Origin of the sequence: Nocardioides phosphati, assembly GCF_014646375.1 — a bacterium.
Taxonomy (GTDB): domain Bacteria; phylum Actinomycetota; class Actinomycetes; order Propionibacteriales; family Nocardioidaceae; genus Nocardioides; species Nocardioides phosphati.
On sequence record NZ_BMNI01000001.1, the window covers coordinates 650,510 to 666,559 of the forward strand.

At 69.2% G+C, this 16,050-nt stretch carries 19 protein-coding genes; 15 read left to right on the forward strand and 4 right to left on the reverse strand.

Annotation, left to right across the window (positions count from 1 at the left end):
* Nucleotide 1: 1 nt before the first annotated feature.
* From IEX47_RS03285 to IEX47_RS03345, 13 genes are all read left to right on the forward strand, one after another.
* Nucleotides 2–676, forward strand: coding sequence for an L-threonylcarbamoyladenylate synthase (locus IEX47_RS03285; RefSeq protein ID WP_229662577.1), 675 nt, complete (start codon nt 2–4; stop codon nt 674–676).
* Nucleotides 676–1,830, forward strand: a complete 1,155-nt coding sequence (locus IEX47_RS03290; RefSeq protein WP_188782528.1) for a glycosyltransferase family 4 protein — start codon at nt 676–678, stop codon at nt 1,828–1,830. Before IEX47_RS03285 ends, IEX47_RS03290 begins: the two co-directional genes overlap by 1 nt.
* Nucleotides 1,827–2,294 (forward strand): hypothetical protein, encoded by a 468-nt coding sequence (locus tag IEX47_RS03295; RefSeq protein ID WP_188782529.1) that lies wholly within the window; start codon nt 1,827–1,829, stop codon nt 2,292–2,294. Before IEX47_RS03290 ends, IEX47_RS03295 begins: the two co-directional genes overlap by 4 nt.
* 83 nt (nt 2,295–2,377) lie before the next feature.
* On the forward strand, nt 2,378–2,560 hold the full coding sequence (locus IEX47_RS03300) for a hypothetical protein (RefSeq protein WP_229662578.1): 183 nt from the start codon (nt 2,378–2,380) through the stop codon (nt 2,558–2,560).
* On the forward strand, nt 2,557–3,357 hold the full coding sequence (atpB, locus tag IEX47_RS03305; RefSeq protein ID WP_229662579.1) for a F0F1 ATP synthase subunit A: 801 nt from the start codon (nt 2,557–2,559) through the stop codon (nt 3,355–3,357). Before IEX47_RS03300 ends, atpB begins: the two co-directional genes overlap by 4 nt.
* A 92-nt stretch (nt 3,358–3,449) precedes the next feature.
* Complete coding sequence (locus IEX47_RS03310) at nt 3,450–3,656, forward strand: ATP synthase F0 subunit C (protein ID WP_188782531.1); 207 nt, start codon at nt 3,450–3,452, stop codon at nt 3,654–3,656.
* Between the two features lie 42 nt (nt 3,657–3,698).
* Nucleotides 3,699–4,250: a F0F1 ATP synthase subunit B gene (locus IEX47_RS03315; protein ID WP_188782532.1), complete on the forward strand. Its 552-nt coding sequence runs from the start codon at nt 3,699–3,701 to the stop codon at nt 4,248–4,250.
* Entirely contained in the window at nt 4,247–5,056 is an 810-nt protein-coding gene (locus IEX47_RS03320) for a F0F1 ATP synthase subunit delta (protein WP_188782533.1), read from the forward strand. The genes IEX47_RS03315 and IEX47_RS03320 overlap by 4 nt, the downstream gene beginning before the upstream one ends.
* 57 nt (nt 5,057–5,113) lie before the next feature.
* A complete protein-coding gene (atpA, locus tag IEX47_RS03325) occupies nt 5,114–6,754 on the forward strand; it encodes a F0F1 ATP synthase subunit alpha (protein ID WP_188782534.1) in 1,641 nt (546 codons plus the stop codon).
* A 3-nt stretch (nt 6,755–6,757) separates the two neighbouring features.
* Nucleotides 6,758–7,663: a F0F1 ATP synthase subunit gamma gene (locus tag IEX47_RS03330; protein ID WP_188782535.1), complete on the forward strand. Its 906-nt coding sequence runs from the start codon at nt 6,758–6,760 to the stop codon at nt 7,661–7,663.
* A gap of 5 nt (nt 7,664–7,668) precedes the next feature.
* Nucleotides 7,669–9,126, forward strand: coding sequence for a F0F1 ATP synthase subunit beta (gene atpD, locus IEX47_RS03335; RefSeq protein WP_188782536.1), 1,458 nt, complete (start codon nt 7,669–7,671; stop codon nt 9,124–9,126).
* Nucleotides 9,126–9,527 (forward strand): F0F1 ATP synthase subunit epsilon, encoded by a 402-nt coding sequence (locus tag IEX47_RS03340; RefSeq protein WP_188782537.1) that lies wholly within the window; start codon nt 9,126–9,128, stop codon nt 9,525–9,527. Before atpD ends, IEX47_RS03340 begins: the two co-directional genes overlap by 1 nt.
* Before the next feature lie 81 nt (nt 9,528–9,608).
* On the forward strand, nt 9,609–10,046 hold the full coding sequence (locus IEX47_RS03345; RefSeq protein ID WP_188782538.1) for a DUF2550 domain-containing protein: 438 nt from the start codon (nt 9,609–9,611) through the stop codon (nt 10,044–10,046).
* A gap of 12 nt (nt 10,047–10,058) precedes the next feature.
* Here IEX47_RS03345 and IEX47_RS03350 read toward each other — a convergent pair whose 3' ends face one another.
* Nucleotides 10,059–10,649: a cob(I)yrinic acid a,c-diamide adenosyltransferase gene (locus IEX47_RS03350; RefSeq protein WP_188782539.1), complete on the reverse strand. Its 591-nt coding sequence runs from the start codon at nt 10,647–10,649 to the stop codon at nt 10,059–10,061.
* 108 nt (nt 10,650–10,757) lie between these two features.
* Here IEX47_RS03350 and IEX47_RS03355 point away from each other — a divergent pair, with 108 nt between their 5' ends.
* On the forward strand, nt 10,758–11,120 hold the full coding sequence (locus IEX47_RS03355) for an STAS domain-containing protein (protein ID WP_188782540.1): 363 nt from the start codon (nt 10,758–10,760) through the stop codon (nt 11,118–11,120).
* Between the two features lie 34 nt (nt 11,121–11,154).
* Complete coding sequence (locus tag IEX47_RS03360) at nt 11,155–13,149, forward strand: ethylmalonyl-CoA mutase (protein ID WP_188782541.1); 1,995 nt, start codon at nt 11,155–11,157, stop codon at nt 13,147–13,149.
* A gap of 60 nt (nt 13,150–13,209) precedes the next feature.
* Here the strand turns inward: IEX47_RS03360 and IEX47_RS03365 are convergent, their stop codons facing one another.
* The 3 genes from IEX47_RS03365 to IEX47_RS03375 all read right to left on the reverse strand — a co-directional run bounded on the left by IEX47_RS03365 (nt 13,210) and on the right by IEX47_RS03375 (nt 16,026).
* A complete protein-coding gene (locus tag IEX47_RS03365) occupies nt 13,210–14,250 on the reverse strand; it encodes an ABC transporter substrate-binding protein (protein WP_188782542.1) in 1,041 nt (346 codons plus the stop codon).
* A gap of 83 nt (nt 14,251–14,333) precedes the next feature.
* Nucleotides 14,334–15,221: an ABC transporter permease gene (locus IEX47_RS03370; protein WP_229662580.1), complete on the reverse strand. Its 888-nt coding sequence runs from the start codon at nt 15,219–15,221 to the stop codon at nt 14,334–14,336.
* On the reverse strand, nt 15,211–16,026 hold the full coding sequence (locus IEX47_RS03375; protein ID WP_188782543.1) for an ABC transporter ATP-binding protein: 816 nt from the start codon (nt 16,024–16,026) through the stop codon (nt 15,211–15,213). The genes IEX47_RS03370 and IEX47_RS03375 overlap by 11 nt, the downstream gene beginning before the upstream one ends.
* Between the last annotated feature and the right edge of the window lie 24 nt (nt 16,027–16,050).

A 16,050-nucleotide genomic window follows, 5' to 3' on the forward strand; every position in this document is an offset into this window, starting at 1 on the left:
CGTGAAGCGCTTCCCGGTCACCGATCCCGCCGCACGCGAGGAGGCCCTCGAGGCCGCGACCCTTGCCGTACGCCGGGGCGAGCTCGTCGTCCTGCCCACCGACACCGTCTACGGCATCGGCGCCGATGCCTTCGACCCCGCCGCCGTACGCCGCCTGCTCGCGGCCAAGGGCCGCGGACGGGAGATGCCGCCGCCGGTGCTGATCGGTGCCGCCTCGACGATCGACGCGCTGGCCATCCGGATCCCGGAGTGGGTGCGTGCGCTGACCGCTGAGTTCTGGCCCGGCGCGCTGACCGTCGTCCTGCACCAGCAGCAGTCGCTGCAGTGGGACCTCGGCGACACCCGCGGAACGGTCGCCGTGCGGATGCCCGACGACGAGGTCGCGCTCGCGCTGCTGGAGCGCACCGGCCCGCTGGCGGTCAGCTCCGCCAACCTCACCGGCCACCCCGCCGCCACCGACGCCGACGCCGCCGAGGAGATGCTCGGCAGCGAGATCACCGTGCTGCTCGACGGCGGCCCGTCTGCCGGCTCCGAGCCGTCGACGATCGTCGCGGCGACCGATCCCGACGCGCCGCGCGTGCTCCGGCTCGGGGCGCTCAGCCTGGAGCAGCTCAACGCCGTCACCGTCCCGCTCGGGGTCACGCTCGTGGCCGACGACGCCGGCGACGAGGGCTGATGCGCGAGTACCTCGTCGTCTTCCTGGTCGCCGGCTCGGTGACCTACCTGCTGACCGTCATCGCCCGCGAGATCGCCCTGCGCACCGGGGCGGTCGCGCAGGTCCGTGACCGCGACATGCACGTCATCCCGATCCCGTACTTCGGCGGCATCGCGATGCTCGGCGGGATGGTCGCGGCGTACCTGGTGGCCCGCCACCTGCCGTTCCTGAGCGCGAAGAACCCCGGCAACGTCTTCCGTGACGCGGGGGTGGTGCTGGTCGCCGGCGCGCTGATCTGCGCGATCGGCGTCCTCGACGACCTGCTGGAGCTCGATGCGCTCACCAAGCTCGGCGGGCAGGTCGTGGCGGCAGGCCTGTTGATCCTCTTCGGGGTGACCTACCTGCACTTCCCGCTGCCCGGCATCGGCCAGTTCTCGCTGCCCCCCGACCTCGCCTCGCTGCTGACGGTCGTCACCGTGGTCGCGACGGTCAACGCGGTGAACTTCGTCGACGGACTGGACGGCCTCGCTGCGGGCGTCGTGGGCATCGGCGCCAGCGCGTTCCTGCTCTACTGCTACCAGCTGGCCAACCTCAACGGCCAGGTGCTGGCGATGACAGCCGCGCTGCTGTGTGCCGCGCTCGCCGGCGCGTGTGCCGGCTTCCTGCCGCACAACTTCCACCCCGCGCGGCTCTTCATGGGTGACAGCGGCTCGATGCTGCTCGGCCTCGTGCTGGCCGCCAGCGCCCTGACGCTCACCGGCCAGTTCCCGGCGTCCGCCGTGACGCGGGGCGGTGACGGCGCGGAGGCCAGCCTGCTGCCCACGCTGCTGCCGATCCTGCTGCCCCTGTCGATCCTGATCGTGCCGATGGCCGACCTGGTCCTCGCCGTCATCCGCCGGACGCGACGGGGCCAGATGTTCTACCACCCCGACAAGCAGCACCTGCACCACCGGATGCTCGAGATCGGCCACTCGCACCGCCGTGCCGTGCTGGTCATCTGGCTGTGGGCAGCCCTCGTCGGCTACGGCACCGTCGTGGCGAGCCTCTACTCCGGCCCGGTGGTCTTCGCCGCGCTCGCGGTGTGGTTCGCGGTGACGGTCTTCCTCACGGTCGCGGTGCCGCGCGTCCACCTGCCCCACCGCCCCGAGCACGAACGAGAGGCTTCCCCCACGTGACGAGCAATCCGGAGAGCACGCGCAGCGCCGTCCGCGACGCGCTGGTGCCGATGGTCCTCGGCGCGGCGTTCACGGTCGTCGCCGTGGGCGTCCTGGCCGTCCTCGCCGCTGTCGTGGCGGGTGACCGTGGGCTCGCCGGTGCGCTGACCGGCGGCCTCGCCGTGCTCGGCGTCCTCCTGTTCGGCGTGCTCACGATGGCCCTCGTGGTCCGGTGGGTCCCCGAGGCGAGCCTCCTCGTCGCGATGCTCACCTATGTCGCGCAGGTAGCCGTCCTCTTCGCGCTCTACATCCGCTACACCCGGGACGAGGCGATGCAGGACGCGCTCTCGGCGGGCTGGCTCGCTCTCAGCATCGCGGCGGCCACCGTCGCGTGGGTCGCCGGACAGCTGCTGGGAGCGTGGCGGGCCCGGCACGACGTGACCGGCGTTCACGACCTCACGCCGGTGAGCGACGACGGCTCATGACTGGTATTGTCCGGCCCGCGATGCCTCGCACGGAAGAAACACAGCAGCCACAGGGCGACCCGTGGCTCGCTTTCGGATACCTCGTGTCCGGAGTTCTGCTGTACGGCGCCATGGGGTGGCTCGCTGACTGGTGGCTGGGGACCGAGTTCCTGGTCGTCATCGGGATCCTCTTCGGAGCGACTCTCGGCATCTACATGACTTTCAAGCGGTTCGGTGGCACGCCCACCGCGACCGACGAGCAGAGCCACGGCAAGGAGACAGAGTGAGCCTCACCGCTGCAATTGCGGCCGCCAGCGTCAAGGCGGGGGAGTCGGGCTTCGAGGCCCCCAATGCCGGCATCTTCAACCTGCCGGAGGTTGGCGCGGGCGTCACCAAGTCGATGCTGCTGGTCGGCCTCTCTGCGGTCCTCATCCTCGGCTTCATGATCGCGTCGTCGCGCAAGGCCTCGGTCGTCCCCGGCCGCCTGCAGTTCGCCGGCGAGATGGTCTACGGCTTCGTGCGCAACACGATCGCGCGTGAGTCGATCGGTTCCGAGCACTTCATGAAGTTCGTGCCGTTCCTCTTCTCGCTCTTCCTCTTCATCGTGGTCAACAACTACTACGGCATCGTGCCGCTGCTGCAGCTGCCGTCGTTCGGCCGCATCGGCTACATCGTGCCGCTGGCCGCGATCGCCTGGCTGACCTTCATCGGTGCCGGCATCTGGAAGCACGGCTTCTTCGGCTTCTTCAAGCACGCCACCGTTCCCCACGGCGTGCCGAGCTGGATCCTGGTCCTGCTCGTCCCGCTGGAGTTCCTCTCCAACATCGTCGTGCGGCCGTTCACGCTCACGCTGCGTCTCTTCGGCAACATGTTCGCCGGCCACCTCCTGCTCGCACTCTTCGCGACCGGTGGCGCCTACCTCCTGCAGGACGGCAACCTCGTCCACGGGGGCGTCGGCATCCTGGCCTTCCTGATGGGCATCGCGGTCAGCTTCCTCGAGCTGATCGTCATGTTCCTGCAGGCCTACGTCTTCACGCTGCTCGCTGCGATGTACATCGGCGAGGCCATCGCCGACGAGCACTGAGCCGTCGAAGACCCAGCTCCACCCGCACGACCCCCACAAGTTTCGCCAAAACGGCGACGTGACAGTCACGTCGCAGACGAAAGGAAAAGCCCATGGACGGCAACCTCAACCTCATCGGCCTCGGTCTCTCCGCCATCGGCCCGGGCGTTGCCATCGGCCTCATCTTCGCGGCCCTCATCGGCGGCATCGCCCGTCAGCCCGAGGCTGCCGGCACGCTGTTCGGCCGCGCGATCCTCGGCTTCGTTCTCGCTGAGGCGCTCTTCATCATCACCCTCGCCATCGCGTTCGTCATCAAGTGACCTTCGCAGGATCCGAGCGGTTCTGAGTAGGGAGACACCAGCATGATCAGCAACGTCGTGGTGGCGGCCGCAGCCGCCCACGAGGAGCACAACCCGCTGATGCCGGCCGTGCCCGAGATCATCCTCGGCACGATCGTCTTCGCGATCATCCTCGTCGGCATCTGGAAGTTCGTCGTTCCGAACTTCGAGAAGGCGTACGCCGAGCGCACGCAGGCGATCGAGGGCGGCCTGGCCGCCGCCGAGACGAAGCAGGCCGAGGCCGACGCCAAGCTCGCCGAGCTCGAGAAGCAGCTCGCGGAGGCCCGCCACGAGGCGGCGCGCATCCGTGAGGAGGCTCGCGAGCAGGGTGCGGCGATCGTCGCGGAGATGCGCGAGCAGGCGCAGACCGAGGCGACCCGCATCGTCGAGCACGGCAAGACGCAGATCGAGGCCGAGCGCCAGCAGGCGGTCACCTCGCTCCGCGCCGAGGTCGGCACGCTCGCGACCGGCCTCGCCGGTCGCATCGTCGGCGAGAGCCTGGACGACGAGGCTCGCCAGAGCCGTGTCGTCGAGCGCTTCCTGGCGGACCTCGAAGGCGCGGAGGCGGCGAAGTGACCGTCCCCGCGGGCATCCGGGGCGCCTCCGCCGAGGCACTGGCCACCCTCTCCAGCCAGCTGGAGGGGGCGGCCGACGCCGCGACCGTGGGCTCCGAGCTCTTCTCGGTCGCCGCGATCCTGCGGTCGGAGCCGGCCCTGCGCCGCATCGCCACCGACGTCTCGGTCGCGGCCGAGGCCAAGGCCGGTCTTGCCGCGCAGGTCTTCGGCAGCCACGTGGGCGCCACGACGCTGGACCTGGTCAAGACCGCGTTCAGCCAGCGGTGGACCGCCTCGCGTGACCTCGCCGACGTGCTCGAGCACCTCGGTGCCGTCGCGACGGTGACGTCGACGGGCGACGACGCCGGCCGGTTGGCCGACGAGCTCTTCGCCTTCGCCGGCGCGGTGCAGGGCAGTGCGGAGCTCCGCGAGGCCCTGGCCGACCAGAGCCGATCGCTGGCCGACCGCCAGGGTCTGGTCCGCCGTCTCCTCGAGGGCAAGGCGCTTCCCGCGACCATCCTCCTCGCGGAGCAGTCGGTCACCGGCTCGCACCGCACCGTGGACGTCGCGCTGTCGTCGTACCAGAAGGTCGCTGCCGACGTGCAGGGCAAGGGTGTCGCGGTCGTTCGCGTGGCCCGCCCCCTCGCCGACGCGGACGCCGAGCGCCTCGCCGCTGCCCTCACCCGGCAGTACGGCAAGCAGGTCCACCTCAACGTCGTCGTCGACCCGCAGGTCATCGGTGGCATCAAGGTGGAGATCGGCGACGAGGTCATCGACGGCACCGTCTCCACGCGCCTCGACGACGCCGGTCGTCGTCTCGCCGGCTGATCCACAGCCTGGCAACCCAGAACTTTTCGAGCAGCACCCAAGAGTGAGGAAGACCAAATGACGGAGCTGTCCATCCGTCCGGACGAGATCCGCGACGCACTGCAGCGCTTCGTGTCCGACTACCAGCCGGAGACCGCGTCCCGCGAGGAGGTCGGCACTGTCGCCGAGGCCGGCGACGGCATCGCCCGCGTCAGCGGCCTTCCCTCCGCCATGGCCAACGAGCTGCTCGAGTTCGAAGACGGCACCCTGGGCCTCGCGCTCAACCTCGACACCCGCGAGATCGGTGCCGTCGTCCTCGGTGACTTCGACAAGATCGAGGAGGGCCAGACGGTCCGTCGCACCGGCGACATCCTCTCGGTCCCCGTCGGCGAGGGCTACCTCGGCCGCGTCATCGACCCGCTCGGCAAGCCGATCGACGGTCTCGGCGAGATCACCGGCATCGAGGGTCGTCGTTCGCTCGAGATCCCGGCCGCCGGCGTCATGGACCGCAAGTCGGTCCACGAGCCGCTCTCGACCGGCATCAAGGCCATCGACTCGATGACCCCGATCGGCCGCGGCCAGCGCCAGCTGATCATCGGTGACCGCGCCACCGGCAAGACCACGGTCGCGATCGACACGATCATCAACCAGAAGGCCGCCTGGGCCTCGGGCGACCCGGAGAAGCAGGTCCGCTGCATCTACGTCGCCATCGGCCAGAAGGGCTCGACCATCGCCTCCGTGCGTGGCGCCCTCGAGGAGGCCGGCGCGCTGGAGTACACCACCATCGTGGCCGCTCCCGCGTCCGACTCCGCCGGCTTCAAGTACCTCGCGCCGTACACCGGCTCGGCCATCGGCCAGCACTGGATGTACCAGGGCAAGCACGTCCTCATCGTCTTCGACGACCTGACGAAGCAGGCCGAGGCCTACCGCGCCGTCTCCCTCCTGCTCCGCCGCCCGCCGGGCCGCGAGGCGTACCCCGGTGACGTCTTCTACCTCCACTCCCGCCTGCTGGAGCGTTGCGCGAAGCTCTCCGACGAGCTGGGCCACGGCTCGATGACGGGTCTGCCGATCATCGAGACGAAGGCCAACGACGTCTCGGCGTTCATCCCGACCAACGTCATCTCCATCACCGACGGCCAGATCTTCCTGCAGTCGGACCTCTTCGCCGCCAACCAGCGTCCGGCCATCGACGTCGGTGTCTCCGTCTCCCGTGTCGGTGGCGCCGCGATGACCAAGGCGATGAAGGCCGTCACCGGTTCGCTCAAGGTCGACCTGGCGCAGTTCCGCGCCATGGAGGCGTTCGCCATGTTCGCCTCGGACCTCGACGCCGCGTCGAAGCAGCAGCTGGCCCGTGGCCAGAAGCTGATGGCGCTGCTCAAGCAGCCGGCCTACAACCCGTACTCGGTCGAGGACATGACCGTCTCCCTGTGGCTGGGCACGTCGGGTCGCCTCGACAACGTCCCGACCGACGACGTCATCCGCTTCGAGCAGGAGTTCCTGGACTACCTGCGTCGCTCGCAGGCGGGCATCCTCGCCGGCATCGCGGAGTCGCTGAAGTTCGAGGACTCGACCGAGACGCAGCTCGCTGCGGCGTACGACGAGTTCCTGAAGCAGTTCGAGACGGCGGAGGGTGCCTCGCTGGCGACCAACGCCACGGTCGAGCCGCTCGAGGACGAGGCCGTCGCCCAGGAGCAGATCGTCAAGCAGAAGAAGGCCTGATCCATGGCCGTCTCGCTGCGTGAGTACCGCGCGAAGATCAAGTCGACGCAGTCGATGAAGAAGATCACGCGCGCCATGGAGCTCATCGCTGCGTCCCGCATCATCAAGGCGCAGCAGCGGGCGCAGGCCGCTGAGCCGTACGCCCGGGAGCTGACCCGCGCGGTCAGCGCGGTGGCCACGTTCTCCAACGTGGACCACCCGCTGACCCGCGAGACCACGGACGCGGGCCGCGCTGCGGTCCTCGTCGTGGTCAGCGACCGTGGTCTGGCCGGCGCGTACGCCTCCAACGCCATCAAGGAGGCGGAGCGGCTCACCGAGAAGCTCCGCGCCGAGGGCAAGGAGGTCGTCACGTACGTCTCCGGCCGCAAGGCGGAGGCGTTCTACAAGTTCCGCAACCGCCCGGTGGCCCAGGCGTGGACGGGCTTCTCCGACCAGCCGACGTACGACGCGTGCAAGGAGATCGCCGACACCCTCATCGCGGAGTTCCTCGTGGACACCCACGGTGTCGACGAGGTCCACCTGGTCTTCACCCGCTTCGTGTCGATGCTGACGCAGACGCCCACGGCGCTGCGCCTGCTGCCGCTCGAGGTCGTGGAGGGCTCGGAGGCTCCGGCCGAGGGGGAGATGCTCCCGCTCTACGAGTTCGAGCCGTCGGCCTCCGACGTACTGGACGCGCTTCTGCCGAAGTACGTCACGAGCCGGGTCTACCACGCCCACCTGCAGGCCGCGGCGTCCGAGCTCGCTGCCCGCCAGAAGGCGATGAAGTCCGCCACGGACAACGCCGAAGAGCTCATCAAGAAGTACACCCGAATTGCCAACCAGGCCCGCCAGGCCGGCATTACCCAGGAAATCAGCGAGATCGTCGGTGGCGTCAACGCCCTCGCCGACGCGACCGCCGGGAGTGAGTGAGAGACATGACTGCCACTGTTGAAGAGACCACCGCGTCTGCCGCCGGCGCCGTCGGCCGCGTCGCGCGCGTCATCGGCCCGGTCGTTGACGTCGAGTTCCCGGCTGACCAGATGCCGGCGATCTACAACGCCCTCAAGGTCGACCTGCAGACGCCGGACGGCTCGAAGGCGGAGCTGACCCTCGAGGTCTCGCTGCACATCGGCGACGGCCTGGTCCGCGCGATCTCCATGAAGTCCACCGACGGCCTGGTCCGGGGCGCTCAGGTGCGCGACACCGGCGAGTCGATCTCCGTCCCGGTCGGCGACGCCACGCTGGGTCGCGTCTTCGACGCCACCGGCAACGTCCTCAACCTCAACGAGGGCGAGACGTTCCCGGAGACCGAGCGCTGGGGCATCCACCGCAAGGCGCCGGCGTTCGACCAGCTCGAGTCGAAGACGCAGATGTTCGAGACCGGCATCAAGGTCATCGACCTGCTGACGCCGTACGTCACCGGCGGCAAGATCGGCCTGTTCGGTGGTGCCGGTGTCGGCAAGACCGTCCTCATCCAGGAGATGATCGCTCGTGTGGCCAAGAACCACGCCGGTGTCTCCGTGTTCGCCGGTGTCGGCGAGCGCACCCGTGAGGGCAACGACCTGATCCACGAGATGCAGGACGCGGGCGTCTTCGATAAGGTCGCCCTCGTCTTCGGCCAGATGGACGAGCCGCCGGGCACGCGTCTCCGTGTCGCCCTCTCGGCGCTGACGATGGCGGAGTACTTCCGCGACGTCCAGAAGCAGGACGTGCTCCTCTTCGTCGACAACATCTTCCGCTTCACGCAGGCCGGTTCCGAGGTCTCCACGCTGCTCGGCCGCATGCCGTCCGCCGTGGGTTACCAGCCGAACCTCGCCGACGAGATGGGTCAGCTCCAGGAGCGCATCACCTCGACGCGTGGTCACTCGATTACCTCGATGCAGGCGATCTACGTCCCCGCTGACGACTACACCGACCCCGCTCCGGCCACGACGTTCGCCCACCTGGACGCCACGACCGAGCTCTCGCGTGAGATCGCCTCGCTGGGTATCTACCCGGCCGTGGACCCGCTCACGTCGACGTCACGCATCCTCGACCCGCAGTACATCGGTCAGGCGCACTACGACTGCGCGATCCGCGTGAAGAAGATCCTCCAGCGCAACAAGGAGCTGCAGGACATCATCGCGATCCTCGGTGTGGACGAGCTGTCGGAGGAGGACAAGACGGTCGTGCACCGCGCCCGTCGCATCCAGCGCTTCCTGTCGCAGAACACCTACGTCGCCAAGCAGTTCACCGGCATCGAGGGCTCGACGGTTCCGATCCAGGACACCATCGAGGCGTTCAACAAGATCTGCGACGGCGAGTACGACCACGTGGCCGAGCAGGCGTTCTTCATGTGCGGCGGACTCGACGACGTCGAGGCCAAGTGGGCCGAGATCCAGAAGTCGCTCTGATGGCTGGTTCGGACAAGCAGCTGACCGTCTCGCTGGTCGCCGCTGATCGCGTCGTGTGGGAGGGCCCGGCCACCATGGTCATCGCCCGCACCACCGAAGGCGACGTCGGCATCCTGCCGAACCACGCTCCGCTGCTCTCCCTCATGGTGGACGGTGTCGTCGACATCCGTACGCCGGAGGGCGAGACGTGGGTCGCGGCTGTCGACGCGGGCTTCCTGTCCGTGGCCGACAACCGGGTCTCGATCCTGTCGGAGCACGCCGAGATGTCGCACGAGATCGACCTCGAGAAGGCACGCCACGACCTCGAGCGGGCCCAGGCGGCCGGCGAGGACAACGGCGCGGCCACCGAGGCCGTCCGCCGGGCCGAGGCCCGGATCCGCGCGGTCGAGAAGGCCGGCTGACACCTCTGTTACTGACCCCGGTCCGGTGGCGCTATCGTTTGCGCCACCGGGTCGGGGTCGGCTCATTTCCAGGGAGGTTCCATGGCGTTGTGGCAGTGGGGGCTCGAGTCCGTCCTGGCTGTCCTCGTCCTGCTGGTCGCCCTGGCCATCGCGCTCGTCGTCCGCCGTCGCTGGATCGCGCGTGACGGCGGCACCTTCGAGCTCTCCTACCGCATGCGCTCGGTCTCTCCGGGCCGCGGCTGGGTGCTCGGCATCGGCCGCTACTCCGGCGAGGAGCTCCAGTGGTTCCGGATCTTCTCGGTCTCGCCGAAGCCGCGCTGCAGCTGGCACCGCAAGACCCTCGAGTACGTCGGGTCGCGCGACCCCGAGGGCATCGAGACGATCTCGCTCTACCCCGACCACGTCGTGGTCGCCTGCCGCGCCCCCGAGGGTGCCGTGGAGTTCGCGATGAGCCGGCCGTCGCTCACCGGCTTCCAGTCCTGGGCCGAGTCCGGCCCGCCGGGCGCCGAGATCCGCTGACGCCCGCGGGCGCTACTTCGAGCGTTCGCCGCCGGGGACCCACAGCACGTCGCCGTTCTCGCGGTTCGCGTAGCGCGCGAGGATGAAGAGCAGGTCGCTGAGCCGGTTGAGGTACTTCACCGCGAGTACGTTCATCGTCTCCCCGTGCTCGGCGTACGCCGCCCAGCCGGCCCGCTCCGCCCGGCGTACGACGGTGCGCGCGACGTGGAGGTGGGCCGCGGTGACCGTGCCGCCGTTGAGGATGAAGGAGCGGAGCTTCTCGAGGTCCTCGTTGTAGTGGTCGCACCAGGCCTCGAGGCGGTCGATGTAGTCCTGCTCCACGCGGAGTGCGGGGTACTCGGGGTTCTCGACGACGGGGGTGCCGAGGTCGGCGCCGACGTCGAAGAGGTCGTTCTGCACGTGGGTCAGCACCTTCACGACGTCCTCGGCGAGGCTGCTGTCGACGGCGGCATGGGCCAGGGCGACGCCGATGCACGCGTTGGCCTCGTCGACGTCGGCGTACGCGGCGAGCCGGAGGTCGTTCTTCGAGGTCTCGCTCATGTCGGCGAGCCGGGTCGTGCCGGCGTCGCCGGTGCGCGTGTAGATGCGGGTGAGGTTGACCATGGCGGCGAGCCTAGGCCACCTGCCGAGGCAACCGTTTCGCTCCCCGGCGCGTCCTAACACCTGACGACGGGTACGAGGAGCAGCATGGTGGCGGAGGCGAGGTGCGAGATGGCGGAGACCGAGGACTGTGTGCTCGAGCTGGGGGGCTCGCTCGACGCGCGCTCGACGCCGGAGATCCGCTCGGCGCTCCACGACCTGCTCTCCGCGCCCGGCAAGGTCGTCGTGCTCGACCTGGGTGCGGTCACCTCGGCCGACGTCGTCGCGCTCCGCGTGATCGCCGCTGCGAGCCGGCTGGCGTCCTTGCGCGGGGGGCGGATCGTGCTCCGCGCGACGCCGGGCCCGGTCCGCAGGCTGCTGACGGTTTCGCGCCTGGCCCGCCTGGTCGAGGTGGAGCGGACGCCGGGGGAGATCGACGTACCCCGACCCCGCGACGGGCACGGTGTTGGCAGTGCCACACCCGAGACTGCGTGACCGCTTCCACACATTCCGCATAGGCTCCGCTCTTATGAGCAAGGACAAGCCCTGGGTGATGCGGACGTACGCCGGTCACTCGACCGCCGCCGCGTCGAACGCGCTGTACCGCACGAACCTCGCGAAGGGCCAGACCGGACTCTCGGTTGCCTTCGACCTCCCCACGCAGACGGGCTACGACCCCGACTCGCCGCTCTCGCGCGGTGAGGTCGGCAAGGTCGGCGTCCCGGTCCCGCACCTGGGCGAGATGCGCCGTCTCTTCCAGGACATCCCGCTCACGGAGATGAACACCTCCATGACCATCAACGCGACGGCCATGTGGCTGCTCGCGATGTACCAGGTCACGGCGGAGGAGCAGAACCCCGACCTGTCACCGGAGGAGGTGGCGGCGCAGCTCGCCGGCACCACCCAGAACGACATCATCAAGGAGTACCTGTCGCGCGGCACCTACGTGTTCCCGCCGCAGCATTCCCTGCGCCTGATCAGCGACATGATCGCCTACACGGTCAACAACATCCCCAAGTGGAACCCGATCAACATCTGCAGCTACCACCTGCAGGAGGCGGGCGCCACGCCGGTGCAGGAGATCGCCTACGCGCTCACCACCGCGATCGCCGTCCTCGACGCGGTCAAGGCCGCGGGCCAGGTCTCCGAGGCCGACTTCGAGAAGACCGTCGGTCGCATCTCGTTCTTCGTCAACGCCGGTGTGCGCTTCGTCGAGGAGACCTGCAAGATGCGGGCCTTCAACCAGATGTGGGACGAGATCACCCGCGAGCGCTACGGCGTCCAGGACCCGAAGATGCGCCGCTTCCGCTACGGCGTCCAGGTCAACTCGCTCGGCCTGACCGAGGCCCAGCCGGAGAACAACGTCCAGCGCATCGTGCTCGAGATGCTCGGCGTCTCGCTGTCGAAGAACGCCCGCGCCCGCGCCATCCAGCTCCCCGCGTGGAACGAGGCCCTCGGCCTGCCGCGTCCGTGGGACCAGCAGTGGTCGCTGCGCCTGCAGCAGGTCCTCGCCTTCGAGTCCGACCTCCTGGAGTACGACGACATCTTCGACGGCTCGCACGTCATCGCGGCCAAGGTCGCCGAGCTCGTCGAGGGCGCGAAGGCCGAGATGGACCGCGTCCAGGCGATGGGCGGCGCGATCCCGGCCGTCGAGTCCGGCTACATGAAGTCGGCGCTCGTCTCCTCGCACGCCGCGCGCCGCGCGAAGATCGAGGCCGGCGAGGAGATCATCGTCGGCGTCAACAAGTTCGAGACCACCGAGCCCTCGCCGCTGACCGCCAACCTCGACGAGGCGATCATGACCGCCGACCCGAAGGCGGAGGAGGCGGCGATCGCCTCCGTCAACGCCTGGAAGGCGGAGCGCGACGAGAACGCCGTGGCGGAGGCCCTCGCCAACCTCGCGGCGACCGCCAAGACCGACGAGAACCTCATGCAGGCCACGCTCGCCGCAGCCCGCGCCGGTGCCACCACCGGCGAGTGGGCCGCGACGCTGCGCGAGGTCTTCGGCGAGTTCCGCGCCCCCACCGGCGTCTCCGGTGCGGTCGGTGTGGCCGAGGCCGGCGAGGCGCTGACCAAGGTCCGCGAGCGCGTGCAGGCCACGGGCGACGAGCTCGGCGGGCGCCTGCGCTTCCTGGTCGGCAAGCCGGGCCTCGACGGCCACTCCAACGGCGCCGAGCAGGTCGCCGTGCGTGCGCGCGACGCCGGCTTCGAGGTCATCTACCAGGGCATCCGCCTGACGCCGGAGCAGATCGTCGCTGCCGCCGTCGCCGAGGACGTCCACGTGGTCGGCCTGTCGATCCTGTCCGGCTCGCACATGGAGCTGGTCCCGGTCGTGCTCGAGGGCCTCAAGGCCGCCGGCGCGGGTGACATTCCGGTGATCGTCGGCGGCATCATCCCCGAGTCCGACGGCAAGAAGCTGATCGAGCAGGGCGCCGCGGCGGTCTACACGCCGAAGGACTTCAGCCTCACCGAGATCATGGACGACGTCGTCTCCGTGATCCGCAAGGCCAACGGCCTCGCCTGACGTCCCGCCGTACGACGAAGGGCCCCGGTGCAGTGCACCGGGGCCCTTCTTCGTGCCTGCTTACTTGGCGGCCTCGACGAACTTGGTCGTGAAGGTCTTGCTCAGGTCGATGTCGTCCTTGTGGGCGATGACGTCCGGGTTGGAGGTGCTGAGCACGTTGAAGACGGTCTGCGGGCCGTCGGACGGCATGACGCCGTCGCTGGTGAAGATGCCCTTCGAGCCGTCGATCGCCTTCTCGTACAGGGCGGCGTCGCCACCGTTGTACTCCTTCGGCATCTTGGCCGCGACGTCGGCGGCGGAGTGCGACGTGATCCAGGCCAGCGTCTTGACGAAGGCATTGACGACCTTCTGGACGGTCTTCGGGTTCTTCTCGGCGTACGCGCAGTCCATGTAGAGGCTGGCCGCGGGGTAGTTGCCCCCGAGCGCCTTCTGGGTGCCCTCCTCGGTGCGCATGTCGGCGAGGATCGTGCCCAGGTGCTGCTTCTCCATGACCGCGATGGTCGGGTCCGTGGTCATGCCCGCGTCGATGCCCTTGTGCTGGAGGGCGGCGATGAAGTCCGAGCCGGCACCGGCGGCGACCGTCGTGTACTTGTCGGTCGGCACGCCGGCCTTCTTCGCCAGGTACTGCGTGAGGTAGTCGGTGGAGGAGCCGGGGGAGGTGACGCCCAGCTTCTTGCCCTTGAAGTCGGCCGTGGAGCTGATGCCGGCTCCGTTGCGGACGACCTCGGCCTCACCGGGGACCTTCGCGAACTGGACGACGCTCTCGACGCACTTGCCCTTGGTCTGCAGGGTGACCGCGTGGTCGTAGAAGCCCACCACCGCGTCGACCTGGCCGGCGAGCATCATCGTCTCGGCGTCGGCGCCCGACGGCTCGTCCTTGAGGGAGACGTCGACGCCGGAGTCCTTGAAGTAGCCGAGCTGCTCGGTGAGCTTCGCCGGCAGGTAGATGACCTTGTCGATGCCGCCGACCATGATCGTCATCTTCGGGTGGGCGTCAGCGTCGGCGTTGGCGCCGCTGCTGCGGCCACAGGCGGCGAGGCTGGTGGTCGCGGTCAGGGCGATGACGGCGGTGGCGGCAAGGCGCCGGGTGGTGGTGGACATGATGGTTCCTGTCTCTCGGGATGCTGCGACGGGTGGGTACGACGGGGTACGACGGACGTGCGGGGGAGTGCTGTCGGCGCGGGTCAGATCGCCGCGCTGCCGGAGGCCACGGGCGGGCGCCAGGCGGTGAGCTTGTGCTCGAGCTTGGTGAGCAGCCACTCGGCGACGAGGGCCATGGCGGTCACGACGAGCATTCCGGCGTACACACCGGCGGCGTCGAAGTTGTTCTTCGAGTGGGCGATCAGCAGGCCGACACCGCGGTCGGCGCCGATGAACTCGCCGACGATGGCGCCGATGAGCGCGAAGCCGAAGGCGACGTGCATGCTGGCGAGGATCCACGAGGTCGCGCTGGGCAGGACGATCGTGCGGAGCAGCTGCCAGCGGCCGGCGCCGAGGATGCGGGCGTTGTCGACCAGCACGCGGTCGACCTCACGGGCGCCCTGGAAGGCGTTGAAGAAGACCGCGAAGAAGACCAGCACGAACGCGGTGGCGACCTTCGACGGCAGGCCGAAGCCGAACCAGATGACGAAGAGGGCAGCGAGCACGATGCGCGGGATCGCGTTGGCGCCCTTGATGAACGGGGCGAGCACGTCGGCCAGGAAGGTGCTGCGGCCGAGCAGGACGCCGAGGACGATGCCGCCGATCACGCCGGTGATGAAGCCGAGCACGGCCTCCTCGAGCGTGACGCCCATGTTCTCCCAGATGTTGCCGAGCGAGGTGCCCTTGGTGAACCAGATGACGATCTTGTCCCAGATCGCCGACGGCTGCGAGTAGAAGAACGGGTCGATGATCGTGCGGGCGGAGAGCTCCCACGAGCCGAGCCAGACGACGATGAGGACGGCGCGGGCTGCGATCACCTTCCAGGCGATCGGCTTGCCGCTGCGGATCCGCTTGCGTGCTGCGGGGGTGGTGGGGACGCGCGAGTCGACCTCGATCGCGGCCGCCTCGAGAGTGGTGCTGTCATGCGACACGGGAAGCTCCTCGGGCTCGGGTGATCTCGACCTCTTCGCGCAGGCTGTCCCACACGGTGCGGTACAGCTCGGTGAACTCCGGCGTCAGCCGGATCTCCTCGACCTTGCGGGGACGCTCGAGGTCGACGTCGACGATCGACTTGATGGTGGCGGGGCCGGCGGTCATCACGACGACGCGATCGGCGAGGGCGATCGCCTCGGTCAGGTCGTGGGTCACGAAGACGACGGCGGCACCGGTGCCCGACCACAGGTCGAGCAGCTGGTCCTGCATGAACTCGCGGGTCTGGACGTCGAGGGCACCGAACGGCTCGTCCATGAGGAGGAGCGACGGCTCGCCGATCAGCGTCTGGGCCATGGCGACGCGCTTGCGCATGCCGCCGGAGAGCTGGTGGGGGTAGCGGTCCTCGAAGCCGGTGAGGCCGACGCGCTGGATCCAGTCACGGGCGCGCTCGTTGGCCTCGGCCTTCTTCACGCCGTTGTAGCGCAGGCCGATGGCGACGTTGTCGAGGACGTTCTTCCAGGGGAGGACGGCGTCGGACTGGAACATGTAGCCCACGCCGTCGGGGATGCCGTTGACGGCGGCGCCGTGGACCTGGACCGTGCCGCGCGTCGCCGGCTCGAGGCCGGAGACGAGGGACAGGGTCGTGGACTTGCCACAGCCGGTGGGGCCGACGATGGTGACGAATTCTCCCGCAGCCACGTCGAGCGTGACGTCGGTGATCGCCGTGAAGGGCGTACCGGACTTGGTCGCGAACATCTTGGTCGCGCCGCGCAGCTGGATCGCTGGTGGGGTGCTCTGGGTCATGACGCGGGACGCTACGAGTGCGTG